Genomic DNA, 26632 nt, shown 5'->3' on the forward strand with positions numbered 1-26632 from the left:
TAGTAAGGCCAGGGTTGGGGAGATGTATTATCTATGTGTTGCATTCTTTTTTCAAATTGGTATGATATCCAAGAATTAAAAACCAGGTTTCTGATTTCTGGTGAGTAGGAAACCTGGTTTTTGAAAAATTCTAAATTCTCATCTAATACTCAATTCCCGGTTGTGCTTTCACACCTTGATCGCGGAAAGGGTGCTTAACTAGGGTCATTTCAGTTACTAAATCAGCACGCTCAATTAAAGCAGGTGGCGCTCCTCTACCTGTGAGAATAACGTGTTTGTTAGCAGGTTTTTGTGCCAAACCTGCTAAAACGTCTTCTATTGGTAAGTAAGACATTTTGAGGGCGATATTGATTTCGTCTAACAACACTAGATGAAAGTCTGGGTTGCGGATGTATTCTAATGATTTTTCCCATGCGGCGCTAGCTTTGTCAAGATCGCGATCGCGGTCTTGAGTTTCCCAGGTAAAGCCTTCGCCCATTGCGTGAAATTCTATCTGGTCTTCCCAATAGCTGAAAACCCTTTTTTCGGAAGGTTCCCAGCTACCTTTGATGAATTGAACGATTGCTACTTTATACCCATGACCGAGCGATCGTAACACCATCCCCAAAGCCGCAGTGGTTTTACCCTTACCGTTACCAGTATTTACAATAATTAACCCTTTTTCTGGTACAGCTTCTGCTATGCGCTTGTCTTGCACTTCTTTGCGTCGCTGCATCTTTTTGCGGTACTGTTCATCAGTCAGAGATGAAGACATTACCTCATCAATTAAGCGCCCAATTTCTTGGTCTGGGTTCAATTCTTGCGGTGTATGGTTTTTCATCAAGCTTGTCTAGAAATAACTGTTAAAAGTGTTGAAAATGAACCAAAATCGTCTTACTTATCCAATTTACTTAAATTACTTAATTGCAAATGTACAGTAAGTTTTTATGTGAAATATTAATAGTCTGTTAGCCTTATTAATGATTTGCAGACAAGTGGAAATATATATGATACACAAACTGAACTTATAATTTGAGTTTACTATTACTGTTTTAACTAATTTAATATGTTCATTAAAGCACTTTAGCAGGGAAAATTTATCATTATATCTTTTGGCACAGTTATGAGTTCAATAATTTAAGTGTCAGGCGTATGATGTCTAATATCAGGAGTTATGAATTTATGGATGTTGTTGTTTCCATTTTTCCCATAAAGCCTGCGTATCCTCTGGTTGACCATCATAGTTGAGCAATTGGTCTGAAATTATCACCCATGACTGGGCACTGCGTGTCCAAATGTTACCCACTGGGCGTAACCAACTTGTATCATCTAAGGTTCCAGCTTTGACATTGATAGTATTTGGATTGTAAGTCCTTTCATGGAACAATCGCGTTCCGCAGTCGCCACAGAACAGGTTATTTACTTCACGCCCGCTATCACTTTTTCGAGTCCAAGCTTTCGGTTTTCCCTGAACAATCACAACAGCGTCTCGTAATATTGTAAGAGACATGCCAAAGGCACTCGACGATTGTTTTTGACATTCTTTACAGTGACATAAGTAAAGTGTTAACGGTTGGGCATGAATTTTATAACGAATCTGTCCACATTGACAACCTCCACTATATGGAAGATTCATAGATTTTATCTCCTGATAATTTGTATTGTTTTATTGTAAATAAAACTATCTCAAACTTAAAGCGGGTTTTAGTAGACACAAACAGAAGATATAAGAACACGAAAAAATATTCATTCTCTACACTTCCCTAAATCCTCCTCATCCTTCATCTTCATCCGATTCATCATCCTCACTCCAATACTGTTGAGGTGCATTTCCGTGAACTTCTAAAATCTTCGGTTTCTTGATTTTGTTATCAGTTGGATTAATTGCTTCTAACTGCACATCAAATTTCCAGTTGTCACCAAAATCATAAAGATAAGTCATTTTACCACCTGGTTCTAGAGACAAATCACCAATCTGCACTTGGTCTGCAAATGGGGGTGTTTCCATATAAGCATGACCTATTTTTATGATACGCCCAAAATGGTCTTGATAACTAAACTCGTACAGGTGATCGTAATCGAAGTCAAAAGCATCAAGAATTATCTCTGCTAACCAGCTTAATGGTTTTTTCGCTGATATGGCAATGCGTCGCCAAGCCTTAAAAAGGGATACTTTAAAAATATAAATACCATCAGTGAAGCCTTGCTTGGGAACAATTAAATTATGCTCCCATTCGGGAAAGAATGGTTGAAAATGTGACTGCAATTTTCCAAAACTCACATTCACATCATCCTGTAATTCTCCTCGTATACCTAATGGAAAGAGGAATTGCAACAGAGCATCACCAAAGGGTAAGCGTTGTAAACTAGTAATTCGCCACCCTTTGCCTTCTTGTGGTTTTCCATGTTTGATAGATAACAAGCCAAATAACTCTAACAAGGCAACATTATGCAGACCGGGGTAATAACTAATATTGTTTTGATCTTCATATTTAGGAAATTTTAACCCTTTATCTGGAACGCGGGGCCAAAGTTGAATACATCTAAACAAATTCCCTAATGAATCTTGATGTTCACCCAAAACTTCGTTATTTCCCCAAATTAACCAGGCTTCTAATAGGTTGAAATAACGTTCTGTTAAATTGAGGCTTGACCATGATTGCAAAGTTGCTGCGTCTAAAACTAAAACCTGCTTCTTCCCTTGGGATCTAATTTGGGCTATTCCAGAACTGCGTAATAACAGATATAGTCCATTAATGTAGGGGTACGATTTCTGTACGGGGCGTTTGAGTTTGGTTTCAATTGGATGACTTAACTGAGAGTTAACTTCTGATAGGACTTTTAGCGGTAGAAGGTTATTAACACTACTAACTTCTACTCCATTTGGTTGTAAGAAATCTATCAGAGTTTGAAAGTCATGCAGAATTGTACCGGGTTGATTTTCATCAATACTGAGTTCTTGTAGAAGTTGTTGTTGTGACTCTGTTAGAGAAGGCAGTTCAGGATTGAGTGTGCGTTCTAGTCGCGCAAATAAATCTTCCATAAATAAAAATTCTAAATTCTAAATTCACAATTTAACCTTCTGTATAACCTGTTTTATTTATACTATGAATACAGAAGTTCTCCTGATAAACATTGACCTACCAAGCGTCACAACAGGACTATCAATACCGTAAGTTTAATGAAGTATAAATGATAATATTTTCACCTTTTACTTGACAATCCCAGAAATTTGATATGAATAGTAACACTCGCCTACAGATGATTTTAGCTGATACACGTATTAATACAGTATTACCTGCGATCGCTCAACTAAATCTACCTAACTGGTGGTTAGCAGGGGGTGCAGTCCGAAACACCATTTGGTCTTCAATTTTTGGCAATGACTGTGGGTTAGGTATTAAAGATTTTGATATTGCATTCTTTGATATAGAGGGGAACCGTTCTCAAGAACTAGCAGCAAAGGCGATTCTCACAGAACAATTTCCTCATGACGAGTTTGATGTCAAAAATCAAGCCAGTTTTGCTCGTTGGCGTCTTGGCAGCAGACCTTATACTAGTACAGAGGATGGCATCGCAGATTGGCTGCACACCGCTACCGCTGTGGGAGTTAGACTAAATACCCAAGGACAATGGCAATTTTTCACACCCTACGGGTTGGATGACTTATTTGGTGGCATTATTCGACCTACGCCAACGCATACTTATAATTTAGACGCACATAGTAAGGCATCTGGATTTTTACAGAAGTGTCCTTATCTGCGGTTGGCGTAAAAGTTACAGTCAGATTTTAGCCACTAGTTGCCGTTACCAGGAAATAATCACTTTTTAATTTACAACTCTTGGATACTGAAGCGCAATGCTAATAATTTTCTATGTATTGGGAATAATTAAACTAGAACCCCTTTCACGATAGAACAGGGATGATGCTAATTTTATAACTTTATAGGCAAAAATCAATGCCAAATCGCACTGGATACCAAATCAACTCGACTCTCTACGAAGGAATCCAAACAATTATTTATCAAGCACAAATGCCAAAGACGCAACAGCGAGTTATCCTCAAGCTGCTTAAAAATGAATATCCGACTCTTGAAGCCTTTACTCGCCTTAAAAATGAGTATCAAATTCAGCAAGGTTTAGACCATCCCAATATAGTTAAAGCTATCAGTCTAGAAACTTTTGAAAACCGTGTAGGGCTGTTGTTAGAAGACTTTGGTGGTCAGTCTTTAACTCAATTTTTACAAACAAAAAAACTTGACTTAATTAACTATTTAAAAATTGCTATTCAACTGACTAAAGCTTTAGATTATTTGCATAATAACCAGATTATTCATAAAGATATCAAACCCAATAATATTATAATTAACTCCCAGACAGGTATTGTTAAACTCGCTGACTTTGGTATAGCCTCCCGTCTTAATAACGAAAATCCTCAATTTAATAACCCTAACTGCGTTGAAGGCACACTTGCCTATATGTCTCCTGAACAAACTGGGAGAATGAATCGTATTCTTGATTATCGTACTGACTTTTATTCCCTTGGTGTGACTTTATATGAAATGCTTACTGATAAAACACCATTTGTTAGCCAAGACCCCCTAGAAGTAGTTTATAGTCACATTGCAGTTCAAGCGAGAAACCCGCAATCACTAAATTCACAAATTCCTACAGCTATCTCTGAAATTGTGATGAAGCTGATGGCAAAAAATGCGGAAGATAGATATCAAAGTGCTACAGGATTATTAGCAGATTTAAAATCATGTCTCAAGCAGTTAGAAACTAAGGGAATCATTACTGATTTTGTTCCAGGTCGTTTGGATATATTGAGCCAGTTATTAATTCCTCAAAAATTATATGGTCGTGAAGAACAAGTTAATCAAATTTTAGCTGCATTTGAGAGAGTTACATCTGGAACTAGTGAAATGATGCTAGTTTCTGGTTATTCTGGAATTGGCAAATCAGTTCTAGTCAACGAAGTTAATAAACCTATTACTCGCAAACAAGGGTACTTTATCTCTGGTAAGTTTGACCAGTTAAAACGGAATATACCTTATGCTTCTTTAATTCAAGCTTATGCATATTTAATGCGGTATTTACTGACCGAAAATAATGAAAAAATAGAAGTATGGCGTAATAAAATCTTATCAGCTTTAGGAACAAATGGAAAAGTTATTACTGATGTAATTCCAGAAGTAGAATTAATCATCGGTACACAGCCAGAAGTTGTCCAAATCGGTGCAACAGAATCACAAAATCGCTTCAATCATGTTTTTAAAGAATTTATTCAAGTTTTTACTCAAAAAGAACACCCATTAGTCATCTTTTTAGATGATTTACAATGGGCAGATTCAGCCACTTTAAATCTAATTCAACTACTCATAACTGATACCGATAGCAAATACTTTTTATTTATTGGGGCATATAGAGATAATGAAGTTAGTTCAGCACATCCTTTAATCCAAAAAATAGAAGAAATTAAAAATAGTGCCACCGTTGTTAATAATCTTATATTGCAACCTTTAAATTTAGATAATGTAACTCAGCTAGTTGCTGAAACTCTTCAAAAAATAGATATTAAGCAGGATAAAAAAACAGGAGCTTTTCATAAAAAAATTATTAACCTAGCTGAACTAATTTTTAACAAAACAGGTGGGAACCCATTTTTCATAACACAACTAATTCAGGTACTTCATCAAGAAAAACTGTTAAAATTTGATTTTGCTAATGCTGAATGGCAATGGAGCCTAGAGGATATTCAAGCAATTGGAATTACAGATAAAAATGTAGTTGAGTTAGTTGCCAGCCGAGTTCAAAAACTACCAAAGTTTACCCAAGATGTTTTAAAATTAGCAGCTTGTGTAGGCGACCGATTTAGTCTGGATATTTTATCGATAGTCAATGAAAAATCACCTTCTTTGACAGCAAATGATTTACACTCAGCTTTGCAAGCAGGATTAATTCTACCTTTAAGTGAAGCTTACCGCATCCCTTTAGTTTTTAATCAAGAAGAAGCAGTTAATTTAAATTTCGACACCTCACAGGTGGGTTACAAGTTCTTACATGACAGAGTACAACAAGCAGCATATTCGTTGATTCCAGAAGAACTGAAGAAATCTACTCACCTGAAAATTGGGCAATTGCTTCTCCAAAATATACCTAAAGAGGAAATAGAAGCTAATATTTTTGATATTGTCAATCAGTTGAATGTAGGTATTGTTAACCTGATAGATCAATCTGAAAAAACTGAATTGGCACGATTAAATTTAATTGCTGGGCGAAAAGCTAAAGCTTCTACAGCTTACGAAGCTGCTCTTAAATATTTCACAAATGGAATAGAACTTTTAAATATAGACGCTTGGCAAACTGAATATACCTTAACCATCGGTTTATATGAAGGAGCCGCAGAGGTAGCCTATCTGGGTGGTGATTTTGAGCAGATGCAAAAATGGGCTGAGGTGGTGCAGCAAGAAGCAAAAATTCTTTTAGATAAAGTGAAAGTTTATGAAGTACAGATTATTGCTTCTATAATTCAAAGCAAACAACTGGAAGCCATTCAAATAGCAGTATCAATTCTGCAATTATTAGGAATAAGTTTTCCAGATGAACCAACATCAACTGATATTCAACAGGGGATGGATGAAATTGCTGTTTGTTTAAAAGGGAAAGCCATTGCGAATTTAATTAATTTACCATTAATGACTGATCCTAACAAGATTGCAGCCATGAGGATCTTAATGGGAGTTCTCCCCGCGGCTTTTCAAACTGCTCCTGTAATGATGCCAATTATTGCCTGTAAAATGGTCAATTTGTCTCTAATGTACGGCAATACGGCTGTATCTGCCTACGGTTATAGTCTTTATGCATTACTTCTTTGTGGAATTCAAGGAGAAATTGATTCTGGCTATGAATTTGGGAAATTAGCTTCACGTCTGGTCTCACAATTTAATGCTGAAGAGCTTAAGGCTAAGATTTTGACGGTTGTTAGTGCCCATGTTATGCATTGGAAAGACCATATTAGAGAGACATTAACATCATCAATGTCAGGATATTCTAGTGGTTTGGAAACTGGAGATTTAGAATATGCTGGTTATTGTGGTTATATTTATCCCTATCATTCATTTTGGCTGGGTAAGGAACTTTGGGTTCTAGAAAAAGAACTGATAGCTTATTGTGATTCGCTGAAAAAAATCAACCAACAAGTAGCTTTCACTTGGAACTCAGTGTATTTGCAAACAGTGCTGAACTTGAAAAGAAGTTTTGAAAATGTGGATTGTTTAATTGGAGAAGCCTACGACGAGCAAAGTATGCTGCCAATTCATCAGCAAGTAAATGACCTTTACACAATTAACCATTTATTTGTGAATAAACTAATGCTCTCTTATATATTTGGGGAGTATTTTAAAGCTGTAGAAAATGCTGCGATCGCAGAAAACTCTTTAGGTGGTGTTACAGGGTTGTTTGTTGTCCCAGTGTTTTATTTCTACGATTCTTTAGCTCACTTGGCAACATATCATACTGCTAAAGATTTTGAGAAGCAAGCTATTCTAGAAAAAGTCCAAGCTAATCAGCAAAAGATGGAACTTTGGGCTACTCATGCTCCCACAAATCACTTACACAGATTTTATCTCGTCGAGGCAGAACGGTATCAAGTTTTGGGTCAAAAGCTAGAAGCAATGGACTATTATGAAAACTCGATTGCCAAATCTCAAGCAAACGGTTTTCTCCAAGAAGAAGCTTTAGCCTATGAGTTAGCTGGAAAATTCTATCAATCTTTAGGTAAAGAATTAATTCATCAAACTTATATAACTAAAGCCTATTATGCCTATATTCGTTGGGGTGCGATCGCTAAAGTTAAACATTTAGAATCAAAGTATGTTTTTCTAGTAGGACAAACTACTACTATAGAAAACACTAGTTCAAAAATTGATACAACTCATATTATTACTAACACTACTACCAATAGCAGCTTGAGCGATTTTCTAGATTTTAATGCATTCATCAAGTTTTCACAAGCGATTACTAATGAAATTGTTTTAGAAAATTTATTGGGTAAGCTGATCCAAATTTTACTAGAAAATGCTGCCGCCCAAAAAGCAGCACTACTTCTACTTAAAGATAATCACCTGTATATTGAAGCTTCTGGGAATGCTACAGACGATGTGGTGACGATTTTACGTTCTATTCCTGTTGAAACTTATCAAGATTTACCGCTATCTGTGATTAATTACGTTCTCCGAACCCAGCAATATATTGTATTAAATGATGCAATGGCTACAGAGCCTTTTAATTTTGATATTTATATCCAAAAATCTCAAACAAAATCAATCTTTTGTTTGCCCATTATGTATCAATCACAGCTAACTGGTATTATTTATTTAGAAAACCAGTTATCATCAGGGGCTTTTGTTCTAGAAAGGGTAGAGGTATTAAAAGTTTTAGTTTCTCAAATGGCTATTGCAATAGAAAATGCCAGCTTGTACACAAGAGCACAAGAGAAATCTAAAGAATTAGAACAATCGATAAAAGATTTACAAGAGGCGCAACTACAACTTATCCAAAGTGAAAAAATGTCTTCTCTGGGTAATTTAGTCGCAGGTGTAGCACACGAAATAAATAACCCTATTGGTTTTATCACAGGTAGTATTGCCCAAGCAAAAGATATTGTTAAAGATTTAATAGACTATCTGCAACTGTACCGAGAAAAATTCCCCAATCCTGGCAATGAAATTGAAGAAAAAGCCGAAGAGATAGATATAGATTTTCTGCTAAAAGATTTACCAAAAATGATTGATGGGATGACAGTAGGGACACAGCGCATTCGTAATATTAGTACATCTCTTCGTACTTTTTCCCGAGCTGATACTACCTCTAAGGTGTTAGCTAATATCCATGAAGGTATTGATAGTACTTTGATGATTTTACAACATCGTTTGAAAGCCGATCATAATCGCCCAGCAATTAAAATCATTAAGAATTATGCAGACATACCATCAGTAAAATGCTATTTGGGACAATTGAATCAAGTGTTTATGAATATTATTGCAAATGCAATTGATGCTTTAGAAGAAGCAAATATCGGTCGTGATTTTTTAGAAATTCAACAAAAGTATCCTAATGTTATTACTATTGAAACTCATCTACAAATAGATAATGAAAAGGTAGTAATTAAGATTCAAGATAATGCTCAAGGAATGCCTGAAGCAGTTAAAAAACGCATTTTTGAAAATTTGTTTACTACCAAATGCGTAGGAAAAGGTACGGGATTAGGACTATCTATTAGTCGGCAAATTATAGTTGAAAATCATGGCGGAAATTTGACTTGCGAATCAGTTTTGGGAGAAGGGACACAATTTATAATTTCTATTCCCATTTTGGGAAAATAAGTAACTTTTGATAGTTGTAGCCGCAGATTCATGACTTCTCAAAGAAGCTTACTTCTCCTTTATAGTATTTTTATACTAGTTTTTCTCCTTGACTGTGCTAGTTGCGTAATTCCTGATTGCCTAAACACCAGAAGAAGTACTTGTGTGTACATTTCTCAACTAATAATGTAAAGATTATGCAAAGATGAGTATTTAACCATAGACATCTAAGTAAGATATTGACTATGTAGTTATTTTGAGGATCTTGAGATATTCTATTTTCAAGTTAGACACCCACGGATAATAGCCCACTAGGAGGGCATCAAAATCTTTTTACCAATCAAGAGTCAACTGCTGACTATTTTCTTTTCTAATAGGATTTAGGCACTGGCAAAAAACAAATATGAAGGATGTATTTTAGGCATTTAGTCCGACATTTTTGATACTTTGAAGAGTGATTTTTACTGAATAAGGATGATTAAAAAAGCCTGAAACAATTAATTTTCATTAATTTACACTCTAATTAATTTGTACAGTGCTTAAGACTTAGATAGTTTGAGAAATTCAAATAAGTGATACTCAGAAGTATTGCAATAGTGGGTGTAAGTCTTCAAGAAATATTACTTTTGCTCAAATATAACATATAAAGGATGCCGAAAACATCAATTTTTGGTAATTTATTGTGCCTAAAAACTGCATAAATATCAACTTGATAACTGAAGTTAAGTTACTGAACAAATCGATTTAGGTAGGTAAAAATTATGGCAAATATCATTGGAACCAACGGTAATGATACTCTAATGGGCAGCGACAGCGCGGACACGATCAATGGTAAAGCAGGTAACGACCTTTTGAGAAGTGGTGCAGGAAATGATACTCTTATTGGTGGTGCTGGTGATGATACCTTGAGTGCTAGCGATTCATCAGGCAATAAGTTACTGAATGGGGGCGATGGCAATGATTCTCTCTCTGTCTCTAAATCCTCTCCCGACTACTTCCAGGAACAACGTGACAAAAACACCCTCAACGGTGGTGTAGGTGACGATACCTTGAATGCTAGCAATTCATCAGGCGATAACCTGCTTTCTGGGGGCGATGGCAATGATTCTCTTTTTGCCTCTGGCGCTTTTGGTAATAATACCCTTAACGGTGGTAATGGCGATGATATCTTTACGGATAGCGATGGCAAGGATATCTTCATAGGTGGCGGTGGCAAGGATAAATTTGTTTACACCTCCTTTTCCTACAACAATAATAATATCACTGATTTCGGTGGGGTAGGAAAAGGAACAAACCCGACAGCAGCAGTCATTGCCGAAGTGGACACCCTAACATTTCAAGGTGCAGGCTTAACTGCCAAAAATCTACTGTTGACCCAGAATGGCAAGAATCTGGAAATCAGCTTTTCTGGGGTGTTTAGTCCTAACAAACTCATCCTGGAAAACTTTGCCCTGGAAAACCTGCAAAACTTGAGCAAATCTACAGGAGCCGCTGTAGACTTGGGCAATATTTTGTTTAATGGGCAAACTACCATCACAGACAGCTTTGATGTCTTCAATGCCAACTCCACTCAAAGCACTATCTTCAACAAGAACACTGTTACTTTTCTTAATGATCTTGATAATAATGTTAACGGCTTTGACAACTCAGATGATGTCATCAATGGTCAGGGGGGTGATGACATCATTGATGGCAAGAGTGGCAACGACCTTTTGAGGGGTAGTGCGGGCAATAATACTCTCAACGGTGGTGCTGGTAATGATACCTTGAACGTTGACTCTTTACTAGGCGATAATTTGCTCTCTGGGGGCGATGGCAATGATTTTCTCTTTGCCTCTGGCTACCAGTATGAGTCCGGCTCGTTCTACGGCCCACAAAAAGATGACCTTCTCTTTTTAGGTAATAATACCCTCAATGGTGGTGCAGGGAACGATACCTTGAGTGCTAGTGGTTCAAAAGGCGATAACCTGCTCTCTGGGGGCGATGGCAATGATTCTCTTGACATCTCTGGCTATCTGTATGGAGGTAGCAACCCGTACTTCTCCTCTTCCAGCAACTCTGTCTCATCTGGTAATAACACCCTCAACGGTGGCGCTGGTGACGATACCTTGCGTGCTGGCGGTTCAAGAGGCGATAACCTGCTCTCTGGGGGCGATGGCAATGATTTTCTTGACATCTCTGGCTATGAGAATCGAGCTAGCGACTTCTACTACGACTATCGCTCCTTAGGCAATAACAGCCTTAACGGAGGCGCTGGTAATGATACCTTGGATGCTCGCGGTTCGATAGGCGATAACCTACTCTCTGGGGGCGATGGTGACGATTCCTTCTATCTAAGCTTCTTATCCGAATATTTTGCCCCCTCTGATTTAATTACACAAACGGTAGATGGGGGTAAGGGTGACGATGTGTTGTCCGTCAATTTTGGCTCTTATGCTACCGGAGGAATTACAACGACATTCAATGCCACTACTAACATTTCATCAATTACGGCGGACACCTATCGGGTTAGTTACAAGAATATCGAACGATTAAATATCTCAGGTACAAAGTACGATGATAACCTTGTGGGGAGCAATGGCAACGATACGCTCTCCGGGAGCGATGGTTATTATAATGGCAAAGATACAATAGATGGGGGTAAGGGTGACGATTTGTTGTCCGTCGATTACAGCAATGCTACAGCGGGGATCGCAACAACATTCAATGCCACTACTAACATTGGCTCAATTACGGCAGGCACGAATAGCGTTAGTTACAAGAATATCGAACGATTAAATATCTCAGGTACACAGTACGATGATTTTATTGTGGGGAACGATGGCAACGATACGCTCTCCACGGGCAATGGTGGCAAAGATACGATAGATGGGGGTAAGGGTGACGATTTGTTGTCCGCCAATTACAGGTTTGCTAGTGGAGGAATCAGAACCACATTCAATGCCACTACTAACATTGGCTCAATTACGGCGGGCACGAATAGCGTTAGCTACAAGAATATCGAACGATTATATATCTCAGGTACAGAGTACGATGATTTTATTGTGGGGAACGATGGCAACGATACGCTCTCCGGGAACAATGATAATTCCAATTATAGTAACAGTGGCAATGATACGATAGATGGGGGTAAGGGTGACGATTTATTGTCCGTCTATTTTTATGCTACAAAGGGAATCACAACGGCATTCAATGCCAGTACTAACATTGGCTTAATGACGGCGGGCACGAATAGCGTTAGCTACAAGAATATCGAACGATTATATATCTCAGGTACAGAGTACGATGATTTTATTGTGGGGAACGATGGCAACGATACGCTCTCTGGCAATGGTGGCAATGATACGATTATTGGCGGTGCAGGTAATGATAGCTTGAGTGCTGCTGTCTATTCAGGCAATAACCTACTCTCTGGGGATGATGGCAATGATATCCTCACAGGTGGCGAGGGTAATGATAGTCTCTATGGAGGAATTGGTACTGATACCTTTGTTTTCAATAGTTACAATGGAAGTGTTGATACTATTTATGACTTCAACGCCACCAATGACCTAATTCAGGTATCGGCTGCTGGTTTTAATGGCGGGTTATCCTCAGCTAATCAGTTTATAATCGGAACATCTGCAACGACAAGTAATCAACGATTTATCTATGACAATATTACAGGTGCATTGTACTTTGATGCAGATGGCAGTGTGGGTGAATTTACTCAGGTAAAATTTGCACAACTTTTGGGCAATGTGACACTAACCGAAAACAACTTTGTGGTCGTTTAATTGTGATTAGCGCTCTACTATCACTCTAAATATAGATTGTGAGGTGCCCAAAAGAGCGCCTCGCATTCGATTATCAATGTAATTAGTGTTAATAGAGAGTATGTGTTGGGTTTTTTTAGCATGGATGCGGACGGTTTGCAGTATTCTTGGTTAAATTGATTTATATCTGCATTGGCAATTTTTATAAAGTTAATTTTTGAGAAATTTACTATTCCTCAAGGGTGACATTTACGTAAGTCTTGTATGTAAGTAGTGACTTTATTACTTAATCAAATCAACACAAAGTTAGTCACAATTAGCACTTGTAACTTATTAATTAACTGTTATAACTAATTGTATACATCAACTCTTGTATGTACTAGCTTTATCATTTACTAGAAAAAAGATTTTCTAGGAGATATAAAAGTCAATTACTAGTGAAGTCTACAAGCATATTAGACAGCTTTAATGGGCTAAAGTTATTAGCCCAAACTTTAGTTTGTAGTAAAGTACAAGATGCAAAAATCGTAAATAATTAAGGGAGTCATCTTGTGGAAAAAAGAAGAGAAAATGGGAGAATAGTTTCAAAAGCTATTTCGTTCCTGGTAAGTCGTATAACTTTGATTGTGCTTGCAGTCACTCTTGTGCTGTTTGTTGGAGGTAAGTTTGAACTAGCAAGTGCAGCTCAACCTAGTGCGGAACTAGAAATTCAAAAATTAACATCCTGTTACGCTCTGGGAACTGACGCCATTGGTCGAGGAAATCTCAAAGAAGGAAAGAATATTTATCGGGGTTGTTTTACTCAAGATGCAGTTCTCACTGCCATTTTTCCTGATGGGGCAACTCAAACGAATTATGGGACAGATTCTTGGGCAGATTTTGTCTATTCAGTATTTCAAGGAAATGGTTATACGGCTACTCAACACTTGATGGGTACAATAAACATTTCAGTTCAAAATAATCAAGCAACGATGACTTCTTACCTCCATGCGACTCACAAACGCTCGGAAACCAGCATTGATGTCGCTAATGGCACTTATGAAGATCAAGTCGTTAACAGAAATGGGCGCTGGAAAATTCGTAATCGTACTCTCAAACTCATCGATTTCCTGAATCTTAGCTCCCCAACTACGTCTTCAAGCACTAATGCTCGAAATGCTAATTCCTCACCTACTTTTGTAAGACCAAATATACCTCGTTTAAAAGAATAATTATTTAGATCGGAATGATAATAATACGGGTTGGATAAGTAGTCTTTACCTCCCTGATGACCTGGAAAAAGGGGTGAAAAATATTCATCCCTTTTTTTTGGCACTCGTTCAAAATATAGTGCGAGATAAAATATAGTTCTGAATCCAATAACTTTAAACTTTAGCAACCCTTTGCAGTTAGCTTTTATGCTGTTTGATATATGAATACAGAAGTTCGCGATCGCTTCGAGGATTTACAATTAAGCATGGGCTATTTCCGTGACTTCCATGACTTACAATAACTACGGTAATGCTCATCTGGGGACAAACTCCTAAACAACTGGTGCTAACTACCCGAAAATCACCCCATAATCCCTCAAACTTTAAACGAGATTTTAACCAATTCTCTAAATCTTCGAAAGCGGTTGAGCTTAACTGCTCGTTTGCACATTGCGAACACACAAGCACCAAACCAGATTCCCATCGGGGAGAAACAGTTGGAATAGAAGTTTCTGATCGAGTATTTATTAGAGGCAATGGTTGCTGAGAATTGGATGCAGGCCTCTTGAGGATACGTTTGAGTAATGCTTTAATACGCTGTAGGAATTTTTTCATGGACTTACCCCACTTATTTCTCTAACAAGATATTGTAAATTTCCTGTTTAGTCTGTTCTACTAGAACGCCCAAGAAATGCTAGTCTATGCCAAGTCGTTTGTAGATTATGTAGAATTTTCACCTATGGACGCTAAGAGGGCATGATATTACTATCTTTAATTGCAACTCAGTATTACAATCTAGGGGTTCCCACTCGCTGGGGAAACTATATGGAATTAAAACATGACTAAGCTGATTGAATACGAAGAAGCCAGCGACGAAGTACGTGCAGTGTATGACGACATCCGCGTTACACGTCAAACTGACTACATCAATAACTTTTGGAAAGCCATAGCCAACCATCCTCCTACACTGCAACGAACGTGGCAAGCGTTAAAGGAAGTGATGGTTAGCCCTGGTGAGATCGATCCATTGATGCGCGAACTGATTTACATTGCTGTGAGTGCGACCAATGGCTGTGAGTATTGTATCGCCTCACACACAGCGGCAGCGCGTGCCAAGGGTATGAGTGATACTATGTTCGGGGAGCTAATGGCGATCGCAGCTACTGCCAATATGACCAATCGCCTCGCCAATGGCTATCAGATTCCGGTGGACGAGAAATTCAAGACGTAGGAGTTTAGCCTTGTCTATCCCTACTTAAAAATAAGGTTTAGCAGAATCATTTACTATGCCCAAGGTTCAGATTAACGGGATTGATTTGTTCTACGACATTAAGGGAACGGGTGAGCCTTTGCTATTAATAGCTGGCTTTCTTTGCGATCATGCCTATTGGTCGCTGATTATGCCATCGCTGGTTTCGCAGTATCAAGTCATTCGCTTGGATAACCGAGGTATGGGGAGAAGTTCTGCTCCCGAAAACCCCTATAGTCTGAAGCAGATGGCTAGTGACGTTGCAGCATTGCTCGATCGCATCGGCATTGATCGGGTGCATTTAGCAGGTCATTCAATGGGTAGTCAGATAGCCCAAGAGTTAGTGTTAGCACACCCTGAAAAGGTAAAAAGTCTGATACTACTCTCATCTTTGGCAAAAGGTGATGCATTATTCAACAGCATCATTGAGACTTGGGGCGAACTTCCTAGTAATGTAGACCTAAAACTTTATGAAAAAGTTATATTGCCCTGGATATTTACAGATGCCTTCTACTCAATTCCTGACATGATCGAAGGTCTGATTGAATTTGCGATCAGATATCCTTTCCCACCTGCGACTCATTCACTTTATCATCACAGCCAAGCCATCCTGAGTAGTGACACAATAGACCGCCTCCAAGAAATTCATTGTCCTACCTTAGTTATGGTTGGTAAACAAGATATTCTCACTCCGCTAAAGTTTTCCCAACAACTTGCTCAAGGTATTCCCAATGCTGAACTTGTAGTCATCGAACGTGGTGGTCACGGCTTCTTGATTGAGTCGCCGGATGCTGTAGTTGCAGCTATACTCAATTTTCTGGGGAAGTTGAAGCCAGCTTATAGCAATTTTTGATTCTTAAGAGAATTTTTCAAAGCCTCCACCGCCAGGAGTTTCTATTACAAAAACATCCCCAGTTTTCATCTCTACTATTGCCGTGCTGTCTAAATTTTCTTCCATTCCATTCTGACGTTGTATCCAGTTTCGTCCTACTTTTCCTGCTTCCCCACCATTTAATCCAAAGGGAGGAACAAGCCGATGACCAGAGAGAATATTAGCTGTCATCGGTTCAAGAAATCGAATGCGGCGGACAACTCCATTACCACCCGAATATTTTCCTTTGCCACCGCTATCGGGACGAAGACTAAAGCTTTCTAAAAGTACAGGATAACGTGTTTCTAAAACTTCTGGATCGGTCAAACGGGAGTTAGTCATGTGAGAATGAACACCATCAGTACCATCAAAATCAATCCCCGCCCCAGAGCCACCGCAGATAGTTTCATAATATTGATACTGCTCATTACCAAAAGTAAAATTATTCATCGTTCCTTGAGAAGCAGCCATAACACCCAAAGCGCCATATAAAGCATCGACAATAGTTTGAGAAGTCTCTACATTACCTGCAACTACTGCGGCTGGATAGGTTGGGTTGAGCATACAGCCAACCGGGATAATAATTTGTAAAGGATTAAGACACCCGGCATTGAGAGGAATATTATCATCAACTAAAGTACGGAAGACATATAAGACTGCTGCTTGAGTTACAGCTTTGGGAGCATTAAAATTACTATTTAGTTGTACAGAAGTCCCAGTAAAATCGATGGTAGCACTGCGGTTTTCTGGGTGAATCGTCACTTTAACTTTAATTTGCGAGCCATCATCCATTTTATAAGTAAATGAGCCATCCTTGAGAACTGCGATCGCACGCCTAACAGACTCTTCAGCATTAGCTTGTACAAATGTCATATAAGCCTGAACAGTATCAATTCCGTATTGTAAAACCATTTTACAAAGTTCTTGAACTCCCCGTTCATTTGCAGCAATTTGGGCTTTAAAATCAGCGATATTTTGATCGGGGTTACGAGCAGGATAAGTATGATTTGCAAGGTGCTGTCTGACTGCGGTTTCTCGAAAATTTCCCTCTTCAACCAAGAGAAAATTATCAAAAAGAATTCCTTCTTCTTCCACTGTGGTACTGTGTGGAGGCATAGAACCGGGAGTAATTCCACCTATATCTGCTTGATGTCCGCGAGAAGCAACAAAAAATAGGGGGGTAGGGAATAAAGTATTTTCACTATTTTCCAAAAAAACAGGGGTAATTGCAGTGACATCAGGAAGGTGGGTTCCGCCGTTATAGGGGTTATTAGATAGATAGACATTTCTCGGTTTTAGAGTGTCGCCTTTATCGTTAATTAAACTGCGAACACTTTCACTCATTGAGCCTAAATGTACAGGAATATGGGGGGCATTTGCTACTAATAATCCCGATGAGTCAAAAATTGCACAGGAGAAATCCAGCCTTTCTTTAATATTCACTGAGGTGGCGGTGTTTTGCAACACAATTCCCATTTGTTCGGCGATAAATTGATAGAGATTTTTAAAGATTTCTAAGCGAACAGGATCGGGTTGAGATGTTGTGTGCATTTTTAATTCCTATTTGTTGAAATTCAATGAATTACTTAACATTTGCTGATGTAAGTTGAGTTAAGCAAAGTGCAACCCAACACAAAGCTTAATTGATGTTGGGTGTCACTTCACACATTATGTTCTCGACCTATAAACCTCATACATTAAAAGGCTACCTGCTACAGCAAGATTGAGAGAGTCAACCGCACCTACCATCGGAATCCGAACAAGATGCTGGCATAAATCTCGCTGTTCTGGGGTTAGACCTTGGCGCTCCTCACCCAGGAAAAGAAGAGTAGAATTGGGATAATTAAACTGATGAAATTCAGACATTCCATCTGGTGAAGCACCAATAACAAGACAGCGGTGGTTCTGTACCCAGTGACGGAGCGCAGAAAAGCTTGTACGTACAAACTTTTGGTTAAAAAGCGAACCCATAGATGCGCGAATAACATCGGGAGCAAAGGGATCTACGCTATCTTTGATAAAAATAAACCCAGCACCGCCAACAGCTTCTGATGTGCGAATCAAGGTTCCGAGGTTTCCTGGTGAGCGAACAGTTTCAAGAGCCACCCAGCACAAATTAGATTGTGGCGAGATATCACGGAGCTTGAACCAGCGCTGACGAACAATTGCACCAACTCCAGAAGCACGTTCACTTTGGGAAATACATCGAAACTGTTCGGGTGTCAGGCTGATGCAAGGAACACCAGAACGCCGAGATTGCCGAACTAGTTTCCGTGCTAGAGGTGCTGTGAGCAGTTTCTTACTAAATGCGATCGCTGAAATATCAAAACTGTTGTCAATTACTTTTACAAAGTTACGCACACCTTCGATATAGAATAATCCAGAGGCGTCACGATGTGCGCGGTCAAATTGGAGCCTTTTAACTTCGGTTAGAGTAGCCTCGACATCTAACCGTTCCTGGCTGGAACTATTAACACCAGCCATCCTCCTTGAGCAGAGCTACTTGGCTCTCTACATAAAAAACTTGAATTAGCATGAGATATTGCGGAAACTATACCGCAGACATCAACTTCACTGCGATCGATATTAGCACATCTTTATTCTAAGTCAGGTGTATTTAATTTTCCATCTAGACAAAGCTAGCGAATTCCCGAAGGAAGAGAAGATAAATTTAACATTGAAAATCTCCGAATACTTTTCTGAAAGTTAATATTTTCGGTTAATCAAATTAAATCATAAATCTCTATCTCAGACGTTGCAAAATTAAATGATTACGTTCAGTTAATCTCGCTTCCCAGTTTGGTTCAACTATAATCGTGCTAATTTTTTCGATAATAATCGCAGGCCCATTAATACTATCTTCTGGTTGTAAATCTTCCCGTCGATAAACAGGAGCATTATGCCATCTATCAGCAGTAAACATCTTGACTGTCTCAACAGATACAGGGACTTCATCTAAAGAACGGGTACGAATAATTAAAGGTTCTTCGGGAGTATCCATTCTTTGAATTACTTCCACTGAAGCAGATTCGACAATTAAGTTTTTATCTAATTGAATGAAACCATAGCGAAATTGATGCTCAGTTTCAAATTCTTGTCGCATTCCTGCTACTTCATCGGCATAATTAACACTCAAGATGGAGTTAGTACCCTCATATTTTAAGTTAGCTTTTCGGATTACTTCTACTTGAATTGGTATTTCATCTATTTCACTTCTAGCTTGAGTTTCTAAATATTCCATTAACTGTTGTAATTTAGGGATTAATGCTTGAGTTAAAGGTTGTTCAACTCCTCCTTCTCTAATTGCCCCTACATCAGCTAATCCCATTCCATAAGCAGAGAGAACTCCCGCATAAGGATGTAAAAATATTTTTTTCATTCCTAAAGTATCGGCAATTAAACAAGCAACTTGCCCGCCTGCACCGCCAAAACAACAAAGTACATATTGGCTGACATCATAACCCCGTTGCAGACTGATTTTTTTAATTGCGTTTGCCATATTTTCCACTGCGATCGCAATAAATCCTGCGGCTACTTGTTCAGGAGTACAATCATTTAATGTAACGGCTTGAATGTCTTGGGTTAATTGTGTAAATTTTTGAATAACAATATCTTTATCTAAAGGTAAATTGCCATCAATGCCAAAAACTGAGGGAAAATATTGTGGGTGAATTTTACCTAACATCACATTGGCATCAGTAACCGCTAATGGCCCGCCACGTCGATAACAAGCAGGGCCAGGATTTGAACCAGCAGATTTAGGGCCGACACGATAACTAGAACCATCAAAAAAGAGAACTGAACCACCACCAGCAGCAATAGTATTAATTGCTAATACGGGAACTCGCATCCGCGCCCCAGCTATTTCTGAATCTAGTTGTCGTTCATACTCTCCTTTAAAGTGGGCAACATCTGTACTTGTCCCTCCCATGTCAAAGGTAATAACTAACTCAAAACCTGCTCTTTTACTAGTTTGAACTGCACCGACAATACCGCCAGCCGGACCGCTCAAAATACTATCTTTGCCTTGAAATTGTTCGGCTGCGACTAAACCGCCGTCAGATTTCATAAACATTAATTTGACGCTAGGTAACTGACTTGCTACTTGGTTAACATAGCGGCGCAGAATAGGAGTTAGATAAGCATCGACTACTGTTGTATCTCCTCGACTAACTAACTTCATTAACGGACTAACTTGATGGGATACGGATATTTGAGTAAAGCCGATTCTTAAAGCAAGCTGGGCTATTTCTTGTTCGTGAGCAGGATAGCGATCGCTGTGCATAAAAACAATAGCACAACTCCGAATTCCTCTATGGTAAACTGCTTGTAAGTCCCTTTTGACTTGTTCAAGATTTATGGGTATTAATTCATTTCCGTTAGCATCGTAGCGTTCATCTATTTCAATTACCTGCTCATAAAGCATCGTTGGTAAGATTATCTGTCGGGCAAAGATGTTAGGACGGTTTTGGTAGCCAATTCGCAGCGCATCTTTAAATCCTTTGGTGATCAGAAGAACAACCCTGTCTCCCTTTCTTTCTAACAGCGCATTTGTTGCTACGGTTGTCCCCATTTTTACCACTTCTATGGCTTCAGTAGGAATGGGTTCGTTGCTAGCAATACCCATGATATCTCGAATACCTTGGATGGCTGCATCTTGATATTGTTCGGGATTTTCTGAAAGTAGTTTGTAGACTATAATCCATTGCTGGTTAGGCAGAGGAACAATTAAAAAACGTTCAGGATGTTTTGAAACTCCATCAATAATTGCTTGATTATTAGTAACAGCAATAATATCTGTGAATGTACCACCGCGATCAGCAAAAAACTTCAACATTACTCTGTTTCCTGTGTAATCATAAAAAATTACGAAATAGCTTTAAAAGTCGTGATTGATGTATCAAATATTTTTTACCCCTCCCTAACCCTCCCCTTGTAAAGAGGCTACGGTGTACACACAAGTTTGCCCAGAGCGAGTTTCCACCCAAAAAAGGTGGATTCAAATTGCTCAAGACCGCGAACCAAAGTAGTAATACCGGGAGGTTTTTGAGACTTGTAACCAGACCAACCAGCAAGTCGAGCAATAATCCAAGTAGCCCAAGGAAGAGAGGAAGGAGGATAGGGATTTTGTTGCAATTGAGTTTTCCCTCTAAAGTTGGTGAAATGCTAGACAAGCAATGCTGTTGCTCGTGTGAAAAAGCAACAGTAGCAGGTAAATCATGGTTATCCCGTCCCTGAATCAGTTGTAAAATTAGCACGGCGACTGACAAAGCTAATACAGTCAGTCGTTGAATGGCAGCAATCGATTCTAATTGGGTAGCTTCGAGATTTAAACCAGCAGTTTTGAGGGTGGCAAAAAGTTGTTCAATTCGCTGTTTCTCCTGGTGTACCATCGAATCACCTGTAAAGCTTGTTCTAAACAAACAACTTGGTGGGTGGTGAGCAATCGCCAATGAATCGGTGCTTGACCTGGTGGTGGGTTGACCTCCACGGCTTCCACGGCATAAAGTGTCACACTCGGAGGATAATCTTGCCCATTCAATTTATCTGGACGTTGAATTTTCACCATTGCACGGCGAACAATTAATAATGCCTCTCTTGCGGTTCTACTAGTGCGTGCATCAGCTGGGACATCTACTGTGTAAGTCCCCTCACTCGGCTGTTGGTTTAAGTATGTATAAAGTGATGAGGTCTTTCCCACCAGGCGACGGTCAGTGCGCGCTCTGACCAATACATGATTGTCTTGATTTGCGACTGTCACAAATTCCTCATACATATCGCTTTCTCGGTCGCCGATATGAGTGATCATTTTGGCTTCACCAACACTGATGCACCGTTGAGTTTCATCAGCTGAACGCAGCCATTTGTATGATTCTTTTTCCTCTATTGGCAATTGGCCGTAGTTTCGTTCATGCTTATCTTGATGGTTGATATCTCTTGTCCACAGTTTTACTGTACTTCCCCTCAAGGGAAATCCATTTGCTGCATCTAATACTAGTGTGGGATGAATATAAAATCCTACATCCGTATTGTTTCCTACTACACCTAGACCCAAAGCTTCCAACCTGCCTACATGAGACTGCAAGTTAATTTCGCTGGTATCACTGATAGCTAATATATGCTTTCCTTCTACATGAGATACGCAGTGATCTGATAGGCTTCGCACTAATTCCCCTACTGTCACACTCTTATTCTCCAAAAATCGATAGTATCCTATTTGTTCGGCTCTATTTTTACTTATTTGTCGAATGCTGACTGATTGATGTTTTCCCAAAGCTTCGTACAATGCTGCCCCCTTTTAGAGAGTCTTGGGTCTCCAAATGCTTTTCCCTCAACTGCTTACGCGTGTATTCTGATTGGATTTTCCATCGCCTTTTACTCCCCACAACTCCTTCCCTTATTACTTTACTTGGACTTGTGTGTACACCGTAGCCCCTTTATAAGGGGAGGGTTAGGGTGGGGTAAAACCGTGCTTAATCAGCTATTTCAGACTTGGGTGTACACCGTAGCCCTTTAGACTACGGTGTAGACAAGTACTAAAAACCTCGATAGCTCAAGGCAACTTAACCGTTTTTATACGCAGAACAATATATTATCTGCGTATTTTTTATGAAAAAAAGATTCATCCCAATGTATATTTCTGCATTATTTTGGGAACCATAAATCGAGGAAGCATTATACACCACAAGGTATTACTTCCTGAAATATCACGTAACTTTTAGAGGATAATTATGTCTAAACGCAAGTTGCCCAAAGGCCGTAGTGTCAGTTCAGTTGCTCTAGAACCAGAAGTAGCGATCGCAATTCTTGGGTTGTTTTCCGCTGCGGCTGATGGTGAAGGTATTTCTTCCACAGAAGAATATGCTTTGAGTGAATTTCTCGGTCGGGTTGACTTATTTGAAGATTACTCTGAAGAAGACTTTGAAGAATTGACCGAAAAAGTCGTCAGCTTGATTGAAGAAGAAGAACCAGAAGATTTAATCGCCCAGTCTATCGAATCCTTACCCAATAGAGGTTATCGCGAAGCTGCATACATCACAGCTATCTTAGTAGTAGGGATTGACGAAGAAGTACCCGAACACGAACAAGATTATATCTCTGAACTTCAAGAAGCTTTAAATATTTCAGACGAACGCGCACAAGAACTTATAGACGCAGTGTTTGGAGAGGAAGAAGAGGAGTAATATTTTTTGATTTGCAACCTCTGTTTAATTTGGGGTTGCTAATTTAGAATATACAATAATTTTGTTTGAATTAAGTTGTTCAGATTCCCGACTTCATGAAGAAGTTGGGAATTTTGCATTGTATCAAAATTAACATTTTTCAGATAAAAGTAAAATATCCTTGAGCGATCGCCATTCAACTTTCACATCACGTTATCATCGGATATTGTGGAATTTCCGTGCGTAACTCGATAGCATCTATGACCGCCTCTCACTCCGAAACTCCATCTACCAAGCCCGATGCAAGTACTTTTATTTCTGACCATCTACAGGTGGATCGCAGTAAGCTAAGTCAAATGTACTTGCATTATGTCGAGACGAAGGATAAATATCCTCACGCGATATTGCTGTATCGGGTAGGAGATTTCTTTGAATGCTATTTCCAAGATGCTGTCAAACTAGCACAAGAATTGGAATTAGTTCTCACTAGTAAGCAAGCTGGGGAACAGGGACGGGTGGCGATGTCTGGTGTTCCGCATCACGCTTGGGAACGCTACGCGACAATGCTAGTAGAAAAAGGCTATGCAGTAGTGATTTGCGATCAAGTGGAAGATGCTTCTGAAGCTGCTGGGAGATTGGTGCGGCGAGAAGTAACGCGCATTCTTACACCCGGCACTTTGCTAGAAGAAGGAATGCTCAAATCCAGTCGCAATAATTACTTAGCAGCAGTAGTCATTGCCGTAAATCATTGGGGTTTAGCTTATGCAGACATCTCTACAGGTGAATTTCTCACGACTCAAGGTAGCGATTTAGAACATTTGACCCAAGAATTAATGCGCTTGCAACCTTCAGAGGTGTTAGTTCCGACAAATGCGCCTGATTTAGGTAGTTTGCTGCGTCCGGGAGAAACTTCGCCACATCTCCCCCAGTGTTTGCCACCATCATTTTGTTATAGTTTGCGATCGCAACTTCCCTTTTCTCAAGGTGAAGCTAGACCTAGATTATTGCAGAAATTTAAGGTGCGATCGCTCGAAGGACTTGGTTGCGATCATCTTCCCCTCGCCGTCCGGGCGGCTGGCGGTCTTCTGGAATACCTGGAAGATACTCAAAAAGAAAACCCTGTCACTCTTCAGAGACTCCGCAGCTATACTGTCACCGACTACTTAATTGTTGACAATCAAACCCGCCGTAACTTAGAAATTACCCAAACCGTTCGGGATGGCACTTTTCACGGTTCCCTACTTTGGGCTTTAGATAAAACTAGTACAGCAATGGGTGGGCGTGCTTTGCGGCGGTGGTTGTTGCAACCACTACTTGATATTAAAGGCATTCGGGCACGACAAGATACCATCCAAGAATTGATGGAAAATACGCCCCTACGTCAAGATTTGCGGCATTTATTACGCCAAATTTATGATTTGGAACGCCTTACAGGAAGGGCAGGTTCTGGTACAGCCAATGCTAGAGATTTAGTAGCTTTGGCAGATTCCCTCTCACGCTTGCCGGAATTATCCAACTTAGTAGTTGAGACGCGTTCTCCATTTCTCAAAGCTTTGCAGAAAGTCCCAAGTGTGTTGGAAGAATTGGCGCAAAAGTTACACGCACATCTTGTAGAGTCACCACCCATACTAATTAAAGAAGGCGGATTAATTCGCCCCAGTGTAAATCCCTTGTTGGATGAAAGAAAGGCAACTGTAGAAGCAGACCAGCAGTGGATTGCCAATTTAGAAGTTGATGAAAGAGCTAAAACAGGAATTTCCACACTGAAGGTAGGATTTAACAAAACCTTTGGTTATTACATCAGTATTTCTCGCACCAAAGCTGACCAAGTACCCGCTAACTATATCCGCAAGCAAACCCTGACTAATGAGGAACGTTATATCACCCCAGATTTGAAGGAACGAGAAGCCCGGATTTTGACGGCGCGGGATGATTTAAATCAGTTGGAATATGAGATTTTTACAGCATTGCGGGAAGAGGTAGCACAAGAGGCGGAAGTAATTCGCAATCTATCTCGTGCAGTGGCGGCGGCGGATGTGTTGTGTGGTTTGGCTGAGTTGGCGGTGCATCAAGGTTACTGTCGTCCCGAAATATTGCCAGGAAGAGAGATAAACATTGTTGATGGTCGTCATCCAGTGGTGGAACAGTCTTTACCTGCGGGGTTCTTTGTGCCGAATTCGACGCAATTGGGTCAAGAGTCATTAGTCATTAGTCATTTGTCATTAGTAGATGACCAAGAACAAATAACAAATACAACTCTTGGAGAGGCTGCGCCAACGACTACGCTCAGTACAAGTGACAAAGGACAAAGGACAAATGACTATCCCGATTTGATTATTCTTACCGGGCCAAACGCTAGCGGCAAAAGTTGTTATTTGCGTCAGGTAGGATTGATTCAGTTAATGGCGCAGATTGGTAGTTTTGTACCAGCTAGGTTTGCTAGATTGGGAATATGCGATCGCATTTTTACCCGTGTCGGTGCAGTAGATGATTTAGCGACTGGTCAATCTACATTTATGGTGGAGATGAATGAAACCGCAAATATTCTCAACCATGCCACATCTAGGTCGCTGGTATTATTAGATGAAATTGGCCGCGGGACAGCAACATTTGATGGTCTTTCCATCGCTTGGGCGGTGGCAGAATATATAGCAGTGGATATTCGGTCGCGGACAATTTTTGCCACCCATTATCACGAATTAAATGAACTAGCTAGCATTATTCCTAATGTGGCTAATTATCAGGTGACAGTGAAAGAATTACCCGACCAAATTATCTTTTTGCACCAAGTTCAACCAGGAGGCGCTGATAAGTCTTATGGAATTGAAGCGGGAAGATTGGCGGGTTTACCAGCCGTAGTTATTCAACGGGCAAAACAAGTAATGGGGCAAATTGAAAAACACAGTAAGATTGCGATGGGGCTGCAAAATCTTGATGGGTAAGCAAGTTTGTAGTAATACAGTATTTTGCATCTAAATGAAGTACATCCTTACCCCCCTTAATCCCAGGGCTGTTTCATTCCATAAGATGAAGGAGTTTGTCAATATCATGAGAGATAAA

Annotated in this window: 14 protein-coding genes and 2 pseudogenes; 8 read left to right on the forward strand and 8 right to left on the reverse strand. The window is 39.6% G+C overall.

Annotation, left to right across the window (positions count from 1 at the left end; all coding sequences use genetic code 11):
- Positions 1–142: 142 nt before the first annotated feature.
- The 3 genes from cobO to RMY27_RS27850 form a co-directional block, all read right to left on the reverse strand.
- Positions 143–820 (reverse strand): cob(I)yrinic acid a,c-diamide adenosyltransferase, encoded by a 678-nt coding sequence (gene cobO, locus RMY27_RS27840; RefSeq protein WP_322668092.1) that lies wholly within the window; start codon positions 818–820, stop codon positions 143–145.
- Positions 821–1159: 339 nt separating this feature from the next.
- Entirely contained in the window at positions 1160–1615 is a 456-nt protein-coding gene (locus RMY27_RS27845) for a GFA family protein (protein ID WP_322668093.1), read from the reverse strand.
- Positions 1616–1753: 138 nt separating this feature from the next.
- Positions 1754–3022: a plasmid pRiA4b ORF-3 family protein gene (locus RMY27_RS27850; RefSeq protein ID WP_322668094.1), complete on the reverse strand. Its 1269-nt coding sequence runs from the start codon at positions 3020–3022 to the stop codon at positions 1754–1756.
- Between the two features lie 194 nt (positions 3023–3216).
- Between RMY27_RS27850 and RMY27_RS27855 the strand changes: the two genes are divergently transcribed.
- The 4 genes and pseudogenes from RMY27_RS27855 to RMY27_RS27870 all read left to right on the forward strand — a co-directional run bounded on the left by RMY27_RS27855 (position 3217) and on the right by RMY27_RS27870 (position 14310).
- Entirely contained in the window at positions 3217–3753 is a 537-nt protein-coding gene (locus RMY27_RS27855; RefSeq protein ID WP_322668095.1) for a nucleotidyltransferase family protein, read from the forward strand.
- A gap of 185 nt (positions 3754–3938) precedes the next feature.
- Positions 3939–9365: an AAA family ATPase gene (locus RMY27_RS27860; RefSeq protein WP_322668096.1), complete on the forward strand. Its 5427-nt coding sequence runs from the start codon at positions 3939–3941 to the stop codon at positions 9363–9365.
- Between the two features lie 746 nt (positions 9366–10111).
- A pseudogene (locus tag RMY27_RS27865) lies at positions 10112–13120 on the forward strand (hypothetical protein); the annotation flags it as partial.
- Positions 13121–13650: 530 nt separating this feature from the next.
- Positions 13651–14310 (forward strand): nuclear transport factor 2 family protein, encoded by a 660-nt coding sequence (locus RMY27_RS27870; protein ID WP_322668098.1) that lies wholly within the window; start codon positions 13651–13653, stop codon positions 14308–14310.
- A 177-nt stretch (positions 14311–14487) separates the two neighbouring features.
- On the opposite strand, the gene RMY27_RS27875 is transcribed toward RMY27_RS27870, so the two are convergent.
- Positions 14488–14904: a (2Fe-2S) ferredoxin domain-containing protein gene (locus tag RMY27_RS27875; RefSeq protein ID WP_322668099.1), complete on the reverse strand. Its 417-nt coding sequence runs from the start codon at positions 14902–14904 to the stop codon at positions 14488–14490.
- Positions 14905–15127: 223 nt separating this feature from the next.
- Here RMY27_RS27875 and RMY27_RS27880 point away from each other — a divergent pair, with 223 nt between their 5' ends.
- Together RMY27_RS27880 and RMY27_RS27885 are read left to right on the forward strand one after the other, a co-directional pair.
- The gene (locus RMY27_RS27880; RefSeq protein WP_322668100.1) at positions 15128–15520 is read left to right on the forward strand and encodes a carboxymuconolactone decarboxylase family protein; all 393 of its coding nucleotides are present in this window, start codon (positions 15128–15130) and stop codon (positions 15518–15520) included.
- A gap of 55 nt (positions 15521–15575) precedes the next feature.
- Positions 15576–16391, forward strand: coding sequence for an alpha/beta hydrolase (locus tag RMY27_RS27885; RefSeq protein ID WP_322668101.1), 816 nt, complete (start codon positions 15576–15578; stop codon positions 16389–16391).
- Positions 16392–16394: 3 nt separating this feature from the next.
- Here RMY27_RS27885 and RMY27_RS27890 read toward each other — a convergent pair whose 3' ends face one another.
- From RMY27_RS27890 to RMY27_RS27905, 4 genes and pseudogenes are all read right to left on the reverse strand, one after another.
- Positions 16395–17960: a hydantoinase B/oxoprolinase family protein gene (locus RMY27_RS27890; RefSeq protein WP_322668102.1), complete on the reverse strand. Its 1566-nt coding sequence runs from the start codon at positions 17958–17960 to the stop codon at positions 16395–16397.
- 117 nt (positions 17961–18077) lie between these two features.
- Positions 18078–18893: an RNA methyltransferase gene (locus tag RMY27_RS27895; RefSeq protein ID WP_322668103.1), complete on the reverse strand. Its 816-nt coding sequence runs from the start codon at positions 18891–18893 to the stop codon at positions 18078–18080.
- Between the two features lie 259 nt (positions 18894–19152).
- Entirely contained in the window at positions 19153–21246 is a 2094-nt protein-coding gene (locus RMY27_RS27900; RefSeq protein WP_322668104.1) for a hydantoinase/oxoprolinase family protein, read from the reverse strand.
- Positions 21247–21353: 107 nt separating this feature from the next.
- Positions 21354–22683, reverse strand: a pseudogene (locus RMY27_RS27905) (IS4 family transposase).
- A gap of 457 nt (positions 22684–23140) precedes the next feature.
- On the opposite strand from RMY27_RS27905, the gene RMY27_RS27910 reads away from it, so the two are divergent.
- Both RMY27_RS27910 and mutS read left to right on the forward strand, forming a co-directional pair.
- On the forward strand, positions 23141–23593 hold the full coding sequence (locus RMY27_RS27910; RefSeq protein ID WP_322668105.1) for a tellurite resistance TerB family protein: 453 nt from the start codon (positions 23141–23143) through the stop codon (positions 23591–23593).
- Positions 23594–23832: 239 nt separating this feature from the next.
- Positions 23833–26514, forward strand: coding sequence for a DNA mismatch repair protein MutS (mutS, locus tag RMY27_RS27915; protein ID WP_322668106.1), 2682 nt, complete (start codon positions 23833–23835; stop codon positions 26512–26514).
- Positions 26515–26632: the final 118 nt, after the last annotated feature.

Source organism: Nostoc sp. DedQUE09 (assembly GCF_034530915.1).
In the GTDB taxonomy this organism is placed as follows: domain Bacteria; phylum Cyanobacteriota; class Cyanobacteriia; order Cyanobacteriales; family Nostocaceae; genus Nostoc.